Source organism: Sandaracinobacteroides sp., from assembly GCF_057137845.1.
Map to the genome: position 1 here is coordinate 1 of NZ_DBNHFX010000167.1, position 13,948 is coordinate 13,948.

General features: G+C 67.0%; 16 protein-coding genes. 6 read left to right on the plus strand and 10 right to left on the minus strand.

Annotation, left to right across the window (positions count from 1 at the left end; genetic code table 11):
• Positions 1–234: thiamine pyrophosphate-dependent enzyme (locus AC16JP_RS09635; RefSeq protein ID WP_484340398.1), on the plus strand; the 234-nt coding region annotated here is incomplete at its 5' end.
• Positions 231–1,442, plus strand: a complete 1,212-nt coding sequence (locus AC16JP_RS09640; protein WP_484340399.1) for a hydrolase — start codon at positions 231–233, stop codon at positions 1,440–1,442. The genes AC16JP_RS09635 and AC16JP_RS09640, both read left to right, overlap by 4 nt.
• A 21-nt stretch (positions 1,443–1,463) precedes the next feature.
• Here AC16JP_RS09640 and AC16JP_RS09645 read toward each other — a convergent pair whose 3' ends face one another.
• Together AC16JP_RS09645 and fliD are read right to left on the minus strand one after the other, a co-directional pair.
• Positions 1,464–1,871, minus strand: a complete 408-nt coding sequence (locus AC16JP_RS09645) for a flagellar export chaperone FliS (RefSeq protein WP_484340400.1) — start codon at positions 1,869–1,871, stop codon at positions 1,464–1,466.
• A gap of 47 nt (positions 1,872–1,918) precedes the next feature.
• Entirely contained in the window at positions 1,919–3,337 is a 1,419-nt protein-coding gene (gene fliD, locus AC16JP_RS09650) for a flagellar filament capping protein FliD (RefSeq protein ID WP_484340401.1), read from the minus strand.
• A gap of 527 nt (positions 3,338–3,864) precedes the next feature.
• Between fliD and AC16JP_RS09655 the strand changes: the two genes are divergently transcribed.
• Both AC16JP_RS09655 and AC16JP_RS09660 read left to right on the plus strand, forming a co-directional pair.
• The gene (locus AC16JP_RS09655; protein ID WP_484340402.1) at positions 3,865–6,465 is read left to right on the plus strand and encodes an Rne/Rng family ribonuclease; all 2,601 of its coding nucleotides are present in this window, start codon (positions 3,865–3,867) and stop codon (positions 6,463–6,465) included.
• Between the two features lie 110 nt (positions 6,466–6,575).
• The gene (locus AC16JP_RS09660; protein ID WP_484340403.1) at positions 6,576–6,833 is read left to right on the plus strand and encodes a GlsB/YeaQ/YmgE family stress response membrane protein; all 258 of its coding nucleotides are present in this window, start codon (positions 6,576–6,578) and stop codon (positions 6,831–6,833) included.
• On the opposite strand, the gene AC16JP_RS09665 is transcribed toward AC16JP_RS09660, so the two are convergent.
• The 8 genes from AC16JP_RS09665 to AC16JP_RS09700 are packed head-to-tail and all read right to left on the minus strand — an operon-like array spanning position 6,830 to position 12,371.
• The gene (locus AC16JP_RS09665) at positions 6,830–7,279 is read right to left on the minus strand and encodes a (deoxy)nucleoside triphosphate pyrophosphohydrolase (protein WP_484340404.1); all 450 of its coding nucleotides are present in this window, start codon (positions 7,277–7,279) and stop codon (positions 6,830–6,832) included. The two genes, AC16JP_RS09660 and AC16JP_RS09665, sit on opposite strands and share 4 nt — an antisense overlap.
• A complete protein-coding gene (locus AC16JP_RS09670) occupies positions 7,269–8,732 on the minus strand; it encodes a M48 family metalloprotease (protein ID WP_484340405.1) in 1,464 nt (487 codons plus the stop codon). Before AC16JP_RS09670 ends, AC16JP_RS09665 begins: the two co-directional genes overlap by 11 nt.
• A 13-nt stretch (positions 8,733–8,745) precedes the next feature.
• A complete protein-coding gene (locus AC16JP_RS09675) occupies positions 8,746–9,681 on the minus strand; it encodes an acetyl-CoA carboxylase carboxyltransferase subunit alpha (RefSeq protein ID WP_484340406.1) in 936 nt (311 codons plus the stop codon).
• A gap of 15 nt (positions 9,682–9,696) precedes the next feature.
• Complete coding sequence (gene trmB, locus AC16JP_RS09680) at positions 9,697–10,383, minus strand: tRNA (guanosine(46)-N7)-methyltransferase TrmB (RefSeq protein ID WP_484340407.1); 687 nt, start codon at positions 10,381–10,383, stop codon at positions 9,697–9,699.
• Between the two features lie 46 nt (positions 10,384–10,429).
• Entirely contained in the window at positions 10,430–10,828 is a 399-nt protein-coding gene (locus AC16JP_RS09685) for a GFA family protein (protein WP_484340408.1), read from the minus strand.
• A 27-nt stretch (positions 10,829–10,855) separates the two neighbouring features.
• Entirely contained in the window at positions 10,856–11,275 is a 420-nt protein-coding gene (locus AC16JP_RS09690; protein WP_484340409.1) for a hypothetical protein, read from the minus strand.
• Positions 11,276–11,311: 36 nt separating this feature from the next.
• The gene (locus tag AC16JP_RS09695; RefSeq protein WP_484340410.1) at positions 11,312–11,755 is read right to left on the minus strand and encodes a YcgN family cysteine cluster protein; all 444 of its coding nucleotides are present in this window, start codon (positions 11,753–11,755) and stop codon (positions 11,312–11,314) included.
• Positions 11,748–12,371 carry an SCO family protein gene (locus tag AC16JP_RS09700; protein WP_484340411.1) on the minus strand — a complete coding sequence of 208 codons (624 nt, stop codon included), beginning with the start codon at positions 12,369–12,371 and terminating at the stop codon, positions 11,748–11,750. The genes AC16JP_RS09695 and AC16JP_RS09700 overlap by 8 nt, the downstream gene beginning before the upstream one ends.
• An 83-nt stretch (positions 12,372–12,454) precedes the next feature.
• Between AC16JP_RS09700 and AC16JP_RS09705 the strand changes: the two genes are divergently transcribed.
• Both AC16JP_RS09705 and AC16JP_RS09710 read left to right on the plus strand, forming a co-directional pair.
• On the plus strand, positions 12,455–13,054 hold the full coding sequence (locus AC16JP_RS09705; RefSeq protein WP_484340412.1) for an ankyrin repeat domain-containing protein: 600 nt from the start codon (positions 12,455–12,457) through the stop codon (positions 13,052–13,054).
• A gap of 22 nt (positions 13,055–13,076) precedes the next feature.
• Positions 13,077–13,948, plus strand: an 872-nt coding sequence (locus AC16JP_RS09710) for an ActS/PrrB/RegB family redox-sensitive histidine kinase (protein WP_484340413.1), incomplete at its 3' end; no start/stop codon positions are given.

Consider the following 13,948-nt stretch of genomic DNA (forward strand, 5'->3'; position numbering starts at 1 on the left):
ACGATCCGCATGCATCAGGCGCGCGATTTTCCGGGCCGCCCCAGCGCGACGGGGCTGACCAACCCGGATTTCGCAGCGTTCGCCCGCAGTTTCGGGCTGGAGGCCGAAACCGTTGACGAAACCGAGGCGTTCGGCCCGGCACTGGCGCGGCTGCGCGGCAAGGCGGCGCTGATCCATGTGCTGGTCGACCGGCAGGAAATCTCTCCGGGCAGGCGGCTGGCAGACGGCGCATGAGTATCAGCACCGACGAACGTGCAACCCTTGCCCGGATCGATCCCGAAGCCATGCTGCGGCATGTGCTGGCGTGGTCGGCCATCAACAGCGGCAGCCGCAACCTTGCCGGGCTGGCGGCGATGGCGGATGTGCTGGCCGATGCATTCGCGCCACTTGGAGCGGTTCGCGCGCACGACCCTGCCGAGGCCAGCCAAATGCTGGCGGATGGCGAAGTGGCGCCGCTGGCGCATGGCCGCAACCTGCATCTGGTGGTGCGGCCCGACGCACCGACGCGGGTGCTGTTGACGGGCCATTACGACACGGTATTCGGCCACGACCACCCGTTCCAGACGGCACGCTGGCAGGAGGCCGGGGTGCTGAACGGGCCGGGCGTCACCGACATGAAGGGCGGTATCGCCGTGATGCTGGCGGCGCTTCTGGCGTTCGAAGGCAGCCCGAACGCGACGAGGCTTGGCTATGAGGTGGTGCTGAACGCCGACGAGGAGGTGTCCTCGCCGGGATCTGCGCCGTTGCTGACGGAGTGCGCGGCCCGCGTGAATGCCGGGCTGACGTTCGAACCGGCCCTGGCCGACGGAACACTGGCGGGCGGACGCCCCGGCAGCGGCAATTTTTCCGTGCATGTGGCGGGCCGTGCCGCACATGCGGGCCGCGAGCCGGAGAAAGGCCGCAACGCGATTCTGGCGGCGGCCGATCTGTCGTTGCGGCTGGCGGCGATGATCGCGCCCGACCTGACGGTGAATGTCGCGCGGATCGATGGCGGCGGCCCGAACAACGTCGTTCCCGATACGGCGGTGGTGCGCTTCAACATGCGGCCTCGCAACAGGGCGGCACAGGACCGCGCCGAAGCGGGCATTGCCGCCGCGATCGGGGCGGTGGCAGCCACGCATGACGTGCAGTTGCACCGCCATGGCGGCTTTGCGCGCCCGCCAAAGCCACTGGATGACAACCAGTTGCGGCTGTTTTCACTGGTGAAGGCGGTGGGCGCCGATCTGGGATTGCCGATCGGCTGGCGCGATGCCGGTGGCGTATGCGACGGCAACAATCTGGCGGCGACCGGGCTTGCCGTCGTCGACACGCTGGGTGTGCGCGGCGGTGCTATCCATTCGGCGGACGAGTTCCTGATCGTCGAAAGCCTGAAAGAGCGCGCCGAACTGGCGGCGCTGCTGCTGATGCGGATCGCGCGCGACGGGTTCCCGCGCGCGGCGTGATCTGCACGCCGTGCCGGAAGTTCAACGCGGCCTGATCTGTGCCCAGGCGTCTGCTATGGCTTCGGCGCTGGAAAGCGCGGTGCCAAGGTCAGCCGGATCGGTGCTGAGGACGTAGGCGCCAAGCAGGGCATAGACCTCGTGCAGGCTGGCGGCGACGCTGCCGCCGCGCCCGGTGTCGAGCGTGGCATCCAGCCCGTCGATGATGACCATCGCCCGTTCGGCTGATTTCAGCCGACGCATCGTGTCGCCCGAAGCCGCTGCATCGCGCGCATCGCGCAGATGGCCGACAAGGCGACGATACAGCAACATCACCAGTTCGTGCGGGCTGGCGCCTGCAACCCTGGCTTCCAGCGACACGCGCGCATAGCCGGCCGCCGCGACGTTCCGAAGCGCGGGCGAGGGGAGGGCGGGGGCGAATGTATGCAGCATGGCGTACCTTTCCTATTTTGGGCGGGGGTATCAGTGGCGGGCGGGTGTCAGTTTTCGTTCCTGGTCCACATCTTCATCTGCTGGTCCAGATAGGCCTGTAGCGCCTTCGACTGCCCGACCGCTCGATCGAGTGCCGCGAACTGGCTGGTATAGGAGAGGCGCGCCCGCTGGGTCCGGCTGTCGAGTGTGGCCTGATCGCGCGCGATCGCCTTGCGGGCGGCGTCGAGCGCATCGTTGCCGCTGGCTGCAAATCCGTCGGCGATCCGCCGCAGCGGGCCGGCGGCTTTGCCCGGCGTTGCCCGGTTGTTCAGCGCGTTCACCATCGCCTCCACCTCGGCGGGGTGGTTCGCGACTGCCTTGGCCAGCCGGGCGCTGTCGATCGTGAAGCTGCCATAGCGGTCGAGCGACAGCCCGATGTCGGCCAGCCGCGTGGGTGCGCTGCCGCTGGCCTCGATCAGGGGTGTCGATGTCAGCCCCATCAGCGACGACAGTGCCTTGCGGGTGCCGGTGTCTGCCGACAGGGCGCCCGCTGATCCGGGGCCGCTGCCGACAAGTTGGCGCCCGAGCGACGCCAGTTCGTTCAGGGCGCCCGCGACGTCGGTGATCGACTGGCTGAGTTCGGATGCGCTGCGTTCGGCCGACAGGTAAATGATCTCTCCGGGTGCGGCGCGCGACAGAGTGATGCGCGTGCCCGGCACCAGATCGGCGATGACGTTGGCTGGCCGCCTGACCGTCAGCCCATCGAGCGCGACAATCGCGTCGGCCGCAGCCTGCGTGCGCTGAAGGCCGCCGGTCATGCCTTCGCTAAAGCCGAAGGCCGCCAGTGCCGGGTCGCCCGCTGTCTCGACGACGAAGCCGGACGCTTCGCCCATGCGCCCGCGCAGCATCAGCCGTGCACCGTCGGCGTCGGTGACGATCTGCGCCTGCACCGGTGCGCCTGCCGTTGCCGCCGCGTCGTTGATGGCGTCGCGGATACCCTCAAGGCTGGAATCGCCGGCGTCGATCGCAACCGGCAGATCGGCGGCGGCAGATGGCGCGAAGGTGCCCGCTTCGGCGGTACCGGCAACCGTTCCGAAGCGGATGGTGATCGTGCCGCCGCCCAGTATGGCGGTTGCGTCGGGAAAGGCCGCCGAGGCCAGCGTCTGCCCGCGCGCCAGTTGTCTTAATTCGATCGCCTGCCGCTCGACCGTTGTGCCCTTGTCGACGGTGAAGCCGAGGACAGCGGGATTGGACACCTGCGGCTGGCCGGAAAGGGCGCCCGATGAAATCCGGCTGTCGAGCGCGCCGACCAGTGCCGAGAGGGCGCCCCGGAACTGGCCGGTGGCCGAAATCCGCGCATCGACGGCTGCCAGCCGCCTGTCGAGCAGGGCCTGCCGTGGGGCGCGTTCGGCATCGACCAGTTGCTGCGCCAGCGCTTTCACGTCGATGCCGGAACCGGCGCCCAGACTGTTGAGGATGTTTGTCATCTCAAGGACATCTACGGCGGCTATACGCAAGGCTTTATGCGCGCGTTGCTTTTTCGTTGCAGCAGCTACTTGCCGCAGCAACCGCAGGCTGCTAGCTGCGAATTCGGGCATGTTGGCCGCAAGACGCCGGGACGGGACCGCGTGGGATCGCAGACCGTCAGTCCGGCTTCCGGTTCGATGCCCGCCGGGTTGCAGCAGTCGCGTGGGCGACGGCCAGCTTCGGCAAGTCTGTCGGGGTAGAATGCGCGCAATCAGGATTCAGTCTTGGAACTCAGGCAGGCGGCTTCGGCCCGCCGTCGTCGTGTCATTGCAAGCTCCGGCCATTCCAGTCTTTCCGCAGGCGTCATCCCGGACACCCGCGCTTTTCATATTCCGCCTTTTCACATTCCGCGCGACCTGCCTGCACCGCAGGCCGTCGGCGTCCGTTCGCGCCACCCGCGCGCCCATGCTTCGCGCCTTTGGCGCCTCATCACAAAGCGCCTTTGGCGCTTCACCGCTACGCGCCTTTGGCGCAGGGAGAATTCACAATGACAACAAGAATGTTGATCGACGCCCGCCACCCGGAGGAAACCCGGGTCGCGGTCGTCAAGGGTAGCCGGATCGAGGAGTTCGATTTCGAAGCCGCAGCCCGCAAGCAGATCAAGGGCAATATCTATCTGGCCAAGGTGACGCGCGTAGAGCCGTCGCTGCAGGCAGCGTTTGTTGATTATGGTGGCAACCGGCACGGCTTTCTGGCGTTTTCGGAAATCCACCCCGATTATTACCAGATCCCCAAGGAAGATCGCGAGGCGCTGCTGCGCGAGGAACGCGCCCTCGCCGAAGAGCAGGTGGCAGTGGAAGAGGATTCCGCCGACGCGCCTTCAGACGGCGCCGAAGCCTCGGCTGAAGGCAACGGCGATGCGCCTGCCGAGGGCGAAGGCCGCCCCCACCCCGAGGAGCACGGCAATTCCGACGAGGCGGGCGCCGAAGCGCTGCGCCGCCGCCGCATGGCGCTGCGCCGCCGCTACAAGATTCAGGAAGTGATCCACCGCCGTCAGGTGATGCTGGTGCAGGTCGTGAAGGAAGAACGCGGCAACAAGGGCGCGGCGCTTACTACCTATATCTCGCTGGCGGGCCGCTATTCGGTGCTGATGCCGAACACCGCGCAGGGCGGCGGGATCAGCCGCAAGATCGCCAACGCCGCCGACCGCAAGCGCCTGAAGTCGATCATGGCGGATCTGGCGCTTCCTTCCACCATGGGCGCGATTGTGCGCACCGCCGGGCTTGAGCGCACCAAGACCGAAATCAAGCGCGATTTCGACTATCTGACCCGCCTGTGGGACGAGATCCGCGAACGCACGCTGTCATCGAGTGCGCCTGCCTTGATCTACGAGGATTCCGATCTGGTGAAGCGGGCGATCCGCGACATCTACAGCCGCGAGATCGACGAGGTTCTGGTGGATGGCGCCGAAGGGCATGCGCACGCCCGAAGCTTCATGAAACTGCTGATGCCGAGCCACGCCAAGAAGGTGCAGCTCTATTCCGATCCGGTGCCGCTGTTCCATCGCGCCGGGGTGGAAACGCAGTTGGCGCAGCTTCTCAACCCGGTCGTCACCCTGAAGTCGGGCGGGTATATCGTCATGAACCCGACCGAAGCGCTGGTCGCGATCGACGTCAACTCCGGCCGCTCGACGCGCGAATACAATATCGAGGAAACCGCGCTCAAGACCAACATCGAGGCAGCCGAGGAAGTCGCGCGGCAATTGCGCCTGCGCGATCTGGCCGGCCTCGTCGTCGTCGATTTCATCGACATGGAAAGCCATTCCAACAATCGCAAGGTCGAGCGGGCGCTGAAGGAGGCGCTGAAGCAGGACCGCGCGCGCATCCAGGTCGGGCGGATCTCGTCGTTCGGTCTGCTGGAAATGAGCCGCCAGCGCCTGCGCACCGGCGTGCTGGAAGCCTCTACCCGTGTCTGCCCCATGTGCGAGGGTTCGGGCCTCGTCCGCACCGAGGCATCGGCAGCGCTCGCGGCACTGCGCATGCTTGAAGAAGAAGCCGTGAAGGGGCGGGCCAGCATCTTCCGGCTGCGCGCCGATACGGCGGTTGCGGTCTATATGCTGAACCGCAAGCGCGCCGAACTTGCCGAACTGGAATCGCGCTACGGCATCGTCATCGAAGTGATGCCCGACAGCGAACTGATCGGCGGCCGCATCGCGATCGAATCGTCCGGCCCGCCGCCCGCCGAGGCGCCGCGTGTCGTCGCGCTTCAGTCGACGGTCAGCCTTGTTGCCGACGACGAAGACGAAGCCGACGAGGTGGCCGACGAAGAGGAGGAGGCCGAGGCCGAGGCCGAAGGTCGGGGCGATTCGCCCCGCCGGGAGCGTTCGGGCCGCGATCGCCGCCGCCGCAAATCCCGCCGCGATCGCCGTGAACAGGCGCCGTCCGCCACCGCCGGCGGCGACGATGGTGGTGCAGAAACCGACGTCGCAGAAGCCGACGGCGGTAAGGACGCCGAGGCTGAGGCCGAGGATGCGGCAGGCGATGCCCGCGAACCACGCCGCCGCCGCCGCCGCCGTGGCGGCCGCCGTGGTGGCCGCCGCGACAACGGCGAGGGAACAGCCATCAGCGCCGAAGCCGATGCCGGTGCAGAAGGCGACGACGCGGGCGACGAAGCAGTCGTGGCGGATGCGGCCGAAGCGGCAGAGGCTACACCCGTTTCGCCAGAGCCAGAGCTGAAAGCCGCGCCGAAGCCACGCCGCAGCCGCCGCAAGGCAGCGGCCGAGGAAACCGCCGTCGGGCCTGAGGCTGCAGCCGAAGCAGCGCCGGCCGAGGTGGCCGAGGAAGCGCCGAAACCTCGCCGTCGCAGCCGCGCCAAGGCGGCAGAACCGGCGGCGGAAACGCCTGCCGACGCACCGGTGGCCGAGGAAGCTCCAGCGCCCGAGGAACAGCCAGCGCCCGCAAAGCCGAAGCGCACGCGGAAGGCCACCACCAAAGCGAAAGCGCCTGAGGCCGAGGCGGCTGCCGCTGCCGAAACGCCACCGGTGGCCGCTGAACCGGCGGAACCGGACGCTGCACCTGATGCGCCCGATGCCGACGAAGATTCCGGCGCGCCGCGCAAGGGGTGGTGGCAGCGCACCTTCGGCAACTGATCGCCAGCTTCATCCCGCACCGGCTTCTTGCGGCTGGTGCGGGATGATGGCAGCTTCAGCGGGCGCGATCCGGGACGGTCGGCGCGCGCAGCACTGAGGAAGGTGTCGTCGTGGCTTCCACATGGATTGGCGTTGTTCTGATCGGGTTTTTCGCCGGGCTTCTGGCGCGAATGTTCTCAAGCGATCCCAGAAATCCGCAGGGCTGCCTGCTGACGACGCTGCTTGGCATTGCAGGTGCAGTGCTGTTCACCTGGATCGGCCAGGCGACAGGGATGTACCGTCAGGGCGAATATGCGGGCTTCATCGGCGCGGTGATCGGTGCGCTGATCGTGCTTGCCTTGTGGCGGTCGCTGGCCGGACGCCGCTAGAGGATCGCGGCGATCTGGCCGATCAGCGGCCTGTCGGCAGGCGGCATGTCCAGCCGGAACAGATCATTCACCCGCACCCATTGCAGGCGCTGCCCTTCCTGCGGGGTCGGCTCTCCGCGCCATTTGCGGATGGCGAACGCCAGCAGCACCAGGTTCACTTTTTCATAGGCGTGCGAAGCAAAGCCGCAGGGCGCAAGGCAGCTTGTCGCGGTTTCGATCCCCAGTTCTTCGTGCAGTTCACGGACCAGTGCCGCTTCCGGGCTTTCCAGTGGTTCCACCTTGCCGCCTGGAAACTCCCACAGTCCGGCCATGTCGCGCCCGGCCGGCCGGTCTGCCACCAGGATGCGGCCATCGCCATCGACCAGCACCGCGCACGACACCAGAAGCTGCGGCAGCGCGCGCGGTGCCGGGGCGGCGCCGGGGCAGGGGTCGAATTCAGTTGGCAATGATCTTCAGACGCTCGCCCGGCGTGACGGCGCCACCGGTGATACCGTTCAGGGCCAGAAAGCTCTGCACGCGGTTATAGGGCGCAGACATGCGGGCGGCGAGGCTTTGTGCCGTATCGGCCGGGCCGACCGCCACGATGCGGATGTGCCGCCCGCGTGAGGCAGCCTCGATTTCGGACGGAGTCAACCGGCGGAACGATGCGATCATCTGGTCGAACTGCGCCCCCTTGCCGGCGGGCGCCATGGTCTGCACCAGCCATGCCTCGGATGGGCCGGCGCGAAAGACGCTTAGGCCGACATCGAGCTGCTGGCCGTTGCTGGCCGAAAGCCGCGCCTGCGATGTGGCGGCATCGAACTGGTCGATCCGGCGCTCGGTAAAGCCTGCGCGCGGCACACCACCGGCGATATTCTGCCACGCCTGTTGCAGCACGTCGCGCAATGTCTGCCCGGGTTGCAGCGCGACACCGGTGAACTGGAAGCGCGAACCGTCGCGCCCCTTGCCGGTGACGGCGCCGGGGCTGTTCTGCAAGGTGAAACCCGGCGGTGCGTCGAAGCCCAGGCGCAGGGCCGCATGCCGGAAGCTCGGGCCGCTGATGACGCCCTGATCGGGGGCGTCGCCGAAGGTCATGCCGTCGATCGCGGCCAGAAATGCGGCGCGGTTGGTGGCGCCCGTGCGGCCGGTTCGCGCTGCCTGCGCCGCCACCCGCTGCACCCGGTCGGCGGTGACGGGGTGCGTCGAGAAGATCGAACCGATGCCCCGGTCCTCGTAGGTCTGGCGCCCCTCGACCGCGCCAACCCGGTCGAGTGCTGCCAGCATCGAAGCCGCCGCGCGCGGGTCATAGCCGGCGGCGATCGCATAGCGCATGCCCAGCGTGTCGGCCTCGTTTTCCTGTCCGCGCGAATAGCCGGCGATCAAGGCACCGGCGCCGTTGTTCACCAGGCTTGCGGCCTGCCCGCCCAGCAGGATCGCCGCTGCAATCGATCCCAGTGCGCCGATCGTTGCGCGGCTGCTGCGCTTGTCGGAATGGCGGGCGGCTACGTGGCCGGCCTCGTGGCCCAGCACGGCTGCAAGCTCGGCCTCGCTGTTGATCATCGCCAGCAGGCCGCGGGTGATATAAAGATAGCCGCCCGGCGTCGCCATGGCGTTCGGGACCGGCGAATTGAGCACGGTTACATGCCAGTCTGTTGCGCGTGAACCCGGCACCGACGCCATGGCTACCCTGGTGCCGACCTTTGCCACATAGGCGGAAAGCGGCCCATCTACGGCGCCGCCGAATTCCTGAAGGATCTGCTTGTAGCCTTCGGCGCCCACCTGCCTGTCGCGCGCAGACAAGCCTGCCAGCGCCTGCGATCCCTGGGCATTGGCGGCATCGGGCGCAACCGCCGGGAATGCCGTCAACAGCAGCGCTGCTGCCAGCGCCAGTGTTCCATGCCGGTTGCGCTGTGGCTGCATCAGCACCGCCCCGTCAGCAGGCCCTTGCAAAGGCAAGGAAGCGTTTGCGGCGATCCTTTTTCAGTTGATCGGGCGGCAGCTTGTCGAGGTCGTGCAGGGCCGCATCGATCGCATCGGCGATCAGCGCGACTGCGGCATCGGGCGCGCGATGGGCGCCGCCCGCCGGTTCCGGCACGACAGCATCGATCACGCCCAGTTCGGCCAGATCCTGCGCTGCGATCCGCATCGCGGCTGCCGCTTCGGGCGCTTTTGCCGCATCGCGCCACAGGATCGACGCGCACCCTTCCGGCGAGATCACGCCATAGATCGCATGTTCCAGCATCAGGACACGGTTGCCGGCAGCAATGGCAACGGCGCCGCCAGACCCCCCTTCGCCGATGATGACCGAGACCATCGGCACCTCGGCTTCGAGGCAGGCTTCCGTCGAACGGGCGATGGCTTCGGCCTGCCCGCGTTCTTCGGCGTCGATTCCCGGATAGGCGCCCGAAGTATCGACGATCGAGACGATCGGCAGCCGGAACCGGCTGGCCATGCGCATCAGTCGGGCGGCCTTGCGATAGCCTTCGGGCTTGGCCATCCCGAAATTGCGTGCAACGCGGCTGGCTGTGTCGTGGCCCTTTTCCTGCCCGATCAGCATGACCGCGCGGCCACGGAACCGGGCCGGCCCGCCCAGAATCGCCACATCGTCGCCGAACACGCGATCACCGGCAAGCGGCGTCCATTCGTCGAAGATCTGGTGGGCGATCTTCAGGAAGCGGGGCCTGTCGGGGTGGCGGGCGACCTGCGCCTTCTGCCAGGGCGTCAGGCGGCCATAGATATCGGCCAGCAGCTTGTCGCGCTTGGCTTCTGCCTGCTGCCGGGCGGCCGCACGGGCGGGTTCTGCCGGCATGGCGGCGATTTCCGCATCCAGTGCGGCGACGGGTTTTTCGAAGTCCAGGATCTGGGCCATGTTTGTGTCAGTTGGTCAGACGCGCCGATAAATCAAGCGCCATACGCTATGACCAAGCGCACGGGCCTTCTGCGCGAAGCGGGTGTCGGGCCAGTCCTCGGGGATTTCCTCCCAGTCGTGCGGGGATCGGGCGGTCCAGGCAAAGGCCTTCTGGTGCTGCATCACGGCAAGCGTATGGCGCATATAGCCGACATGGTCGGTTGCGATCCGCAACTGGCCGCCGGGCTTCAGTTTTGCAGCCACCAGAGCCAGCGGCCCGGCGTTCACGAATCGGCGCTTGCCGTGCCGTGCCTTGGGCCACGGATCCGGATGCAGCAGATACAGCGCGTCGAGCGATGCATCCGGCAGCCGTTCCAGCACATCGAGCGCATCGCCCCGATGGATACGGACATTTTCCAGCCCGTGCGCCTCGACTTCAGCGAGAAGCCCCGCCACGCCGTTCAGATAGGGTTCGGCGCCGATGAACCCCCGGTCTGGTGCGCGTGCTGCCTGAAACGCCAGATGCTCGCCCTTGCCGAACCCCACTTCAAAGCTGATCGGGCGGTCGTCGCCGAACAGGCGGCGGGCATCAAGCGGGCCTTCGGCGGGAACGGCAAGGCCGGGCAGCAGCGTATCGACCAGCGCCTGCGCGTTGGCGCGCAGCGGGTGGCCCTGCGCACGGCCATAAAGGCGGCGGATGGAAAGCGGGTCGGGGGTGTTCACGCATGCCGTCTAGGGCGTGGGCGGAGCCTGTGCAACGCCTTCGCGTTCAGGTTCGCCCGCGCGGGAAATGTGCGATCTCGCCCGGAATGCGGACCCAGTGGTGCATGGACTGTTCCCACACGGATCGGGCGGGGGCCGGATAATCCGGGTCGGCGATGGCGCCGACGGCTACGCCGATCATCTCGGGGTGTTTTTCCGTTCGCGCATAAACGGTTGAACCGCACCGGGGGCAGAAAAAGGTTTCGAACCGGTTGCCCTCGTCGGTCGGCCGCTCGAACCGGGTGGCGCCGCCGTTGATCGCAAGTTCGGCCGCCGGGTAATAGGCCAGCACTCCGAACGGCGAACCGCTGCGGCGCTGGCAGGCGATGCAGTGGCACGCCACCACGGCCTCGGCCGGGCCGGGAAGATCGATGGTCAAACCGCCGCACTGGCACTGTGCCCGCATTTCCCGCCCTTTCCCTGATGCGCGTGGTCAGTGGCCGATCGCCACCTTCCAGTCTGTATGCGCGAGGCCCAGCATCGGCTTCAGCCGGGTCGTCTGCCGCGCCCATGCGGCCCGTTGCGCGGCCGTCGCTCCGGCCAGGTCACACACTGTCTGCGCCGCCAGTTCGGTGAAGCAGTCGAACTCGGCCAGTGCGAAATCCCCATAATTGCGGTGCAGATCGACAAGGTCGGCGACCTGTGTCGTCACCCAGTGGGCGTTGCCGGCCAGCCCGTGCAGCAGTTGCAGCGTTTCATCGGTCATCCGCCGGGAACTGGCATCGAACGCCAGAAACTCGCGTCGTCGATCGGGGAAACGGGCGAAGAAACGCTCGAACAGGGTCAATCGCAATTCGTCCTCGCGTCCGTCGAGGGCAAGAAGGGTCTGCTCTATCAAGTCGAGATCGTCCATCGTTCCTCCCTTTGCGATCGCCGGTTGCTGTCCCTCTCAGTCCGGTTCGATGATATGATCTTCAAGATCGATGCTGGCGTCCACCTCCGAGATGGTCCAGCCCCGCACGGACGCGCCCACTTCATGCACGGCCTCGCGGTCGTTGCAGATAAGGTGGTGCCAGGCCGGAAGCGGCAGCCCTTCATCGACGCGGCGATAAGCGCATGTCGCGGGCAGCCATTCCAGCTTTGAAACCAGATCCGGCCGCAGTTGCACGCAGTCGGGCACGAATGTCCGCCTGTGGCGATAGTCGCTGCACTGGCCGCTGTGGCGGTCGAGCAGCCGGCAGGCGACGTTGGTGCGAAAAATGCGGCCGGTTTCCTCATCCTCGAGCTTGTGCAGGCAGCATTTGCCGCAACCGTCGCACAGCGCTTCCCATTCTGTGCGCGACAGTTCAGCAAGCTTGAAATGCTCCCAGAATTTCGGGCGGAGGTCAGCCAAGGAATCGCTCGAGCATGGCCGCCAGACTTTCGGGCGTCGCCGTCGAACTGGCCAGAAACTCGACCGGGCGGCCCTGTTCGTCCAGCAGGTAGAACATGGCCTGATGGTCCATGGTATAGCTTCCGGGCGTCGCGCCCGGCACCTTTACCGCATAGATGCGCAGCGCCTTCAGTGCCGCATCGACCTGTTCGCGGCTGCCCGTCAGCCCCAGGATCTGCGGATGGAAATTGGCCGTGAATTCGGCGAGAGCGGCAGGTGTGTCGCGCTCGGGGTCGATCGTCAGGAACAGCGGTTGCAGCCGGGCGGCGGCATCGGGATGCTTTTCCTCGAACAGGCGAAGGCCCGCGGCCATGGTTGCGGTGTCGGTCGGGCATATGTCGGGGCAGAAGGTATAGCCGAAATACATCAGCCGCCATTTGCCGTCGAAGCTTTCCGAGGTGACTGCCCTGCCGGTTTCGTCGATCAGGTTGAACGTGCCGCTGACGCCGCTGTTCGAGAGGTTGCCCTGCGGCCCCCGCGACGCGGGCATCAGCCAGAACAGGGCGCCGGCTGCCAGCAGCAGCACGAGCGGCACGAGTAGAAGTGGCAGGCGGGATTTGCTTTGCGGGCTGTTCATGCCATGCCCATATCGATTATCGCACCCGGATGCGAGCCGCGAGCGAATGCGGCATGACCCTTGGATGAAAGCGGGGACGGCGAATGAAAGACATGATGGCGAGGGGCGGCTGGCTGGCAGCAGTCATGATCGCCTGCACCGCACCGGCGGCAGCGCAGTTCTCGGATGGCTATAATTTTCTGAAGGCCGTGCGCGATCGCGACGTGAACAAGGCCAAGACGCTGATCGACAAGCCGGGCAGCACAATCATCAATTCCCGCGACGGAGACAGCGGCGAAACCGCGCTGATGATCACGCTGAAGCGCCGGGACGCGCCGTGGACGGCGTTCCTGCTGCAGAACGGGGCCGACCCCAACCTGAAAGACAGCGAAGGCAACACCCCGCTGATCGTGGCGGCGATGAACACATTCCCGGACGGGGTGCGGCTGATGCTTGCCGGCAAGGCGCATGTCGATGCGACCAACGGCAGGGGCGAAACTGCGCTGATCAAGGCAGTGCAGATGAAGGACGCCGACACCGCCCGGCTGCTGCTGTCGGCCGGTGCCAACCCCGACCGGGCCGACAGTCTGGCGGGGATGTCGGCGCGCGAATATGCCGCCCGCGATGTGCGATCCGGGCCGCTTGCCAAGCTGATGGAGGATGCCCCGAAAAAGGCCGAGCGGCCGGTAATGGGGCCGCGCTGACAGTGGGGCTGAACTGACGAACATGCCGCAAAAGGCCGAAGCGCCGCCGCCCGACGGTTCGCTGGCGCGGATCGACAGCGCGCGTGCGCGCGTCCTCGTCGATCTGCTGGTTCCGGGCGTCCGCGTCGGCACGCTGGTGCGGCTGCGCTGGATGGCGATCGCCGGGCAGTTGCTGGCCCTGCTGCTGATCGGGCTGGGGTTCGGTTTTCCGATCCCGTGGCCCGAGGCGCTGGCGATCGTCGGTGTGCTGGCCGCGTTGAACCTGCGACACTCGTGGGACGCGCGCCGTCACGACCGGATCGGTGGCCGGGCGGCGCTGGTGCAGCTTGCGATCGACCTGTTGCAGCTTGCAGTGCTGCTGTTCCTGACGGGCGGGCTTTCCAACCCGTTCTCGTTGCTGCTGCTCGTGCCGCTGACGATTGCCGCAACGCTGCTTTCGGCACGGGAAACGGCGACACTGGTGCTGGGGGCGCTGGTGCTGCTGGTCGGGCTATGGTTCTGGCATCTGCCGCTTCCGTGGCTTCCCGGAGAGGAACTGGTGCTGCCGCCGCTGTTCAGGTTCGGTATCCTGATTGCGATCGGGTGCGGGATGCTGTTCCTCAGCTTCTATGCGTGGCAGGTTTCCGCCGAAGGGCGGCGCCGGCAGGCAGCGCTGGTGGCGACGCAGGCCGCGCTTGAACGCGAAACGCGGATGGGGGCGCTTGGCTCGCTTGCCGCTGCTGCCGCCCATGAACTGGGCGGGCCGCTCGGCACGATCACCCTGATTGCCCGCGACCTGGAAAAGGCGCTGGCGAACGATCCGGAGTTCGGCCCGGATGTATCGCTGCTCAACCAGGAAGTGCGGAGAAGCCGGGAAATCCTGACCGGCATCTCCGAGCGGGCGGAGGCCGAACA

Coding starts and splice junctions, on each gene's coding strand:
- AC16JP_RS09675 (WP_484340406.1), bottom strand. CDS start 9,681: ATGGCCCAGATCCTGGACTTCGAAAAACCCGTCGCCGCACTGGATGCG.
- AC16JP_RS09645 (WP_484340400.1), bottom strand. CDS start 1,871: ATGCTGCATACATTCGCCCCCGCCCTCCCCTCGCCCGCGCTTCGGAAC.
- AC16JP_RS09670 (WP_484340405.1), bottom strand. CDS start 8,732: ATGCAGCCACAGCGCAACCGGCATGGAACACTGGCGCTGGCAGCAGCG.
- AC16JP_RS09705 (WP_484340412.1), top strand. CDS start 12,455: ATGAAAGACATGATGGCGAGGGGCGGCTGGCTGGCAGCAGTCATGATC.
- fliD (WP_484340401.1), bottom strand. CDS start 3,337: ATGACAAACATCCTCAACAGTCTGGGCGCCGGTTCCGGCATCGACGTG.
- AC16JP_RS09655 (WP_484340402.1), top strand. CDS start 3,865: ATGACAACAAGAATGTTGATCGACGCCCGCCACCCGGAGGAAACCCGG.
- AC16JP_RS09640 (WP_484340399.1), top strand. CDS start 231: ATGAGTATCAGCACCGACGAACGTGCAACCCTTGCCCGGATCGATCCC.
- AC16JP_RS09690 (WP_484340409.1), bottom strand. CDS start 11,275: ATGGACGATCTCGACTTGATAGAGCAGACCCTTCTTGCCCTCGACGGA.
- AC16JP_RS09700 (WP_484340411.1), bottom strand. CDS start 12,371: ATGAACAGCCCGCAAAGCAAATCCCGCCTGCCACTTCTACTCGTGCCG.
- AC16JP_RS09685 (WP_484340408.1), bottom strand. CDS start 10,828: ATGCGGGCACAGTGCCAGTGCGGCGGTTTGACCATCGATCTTCCCGGC.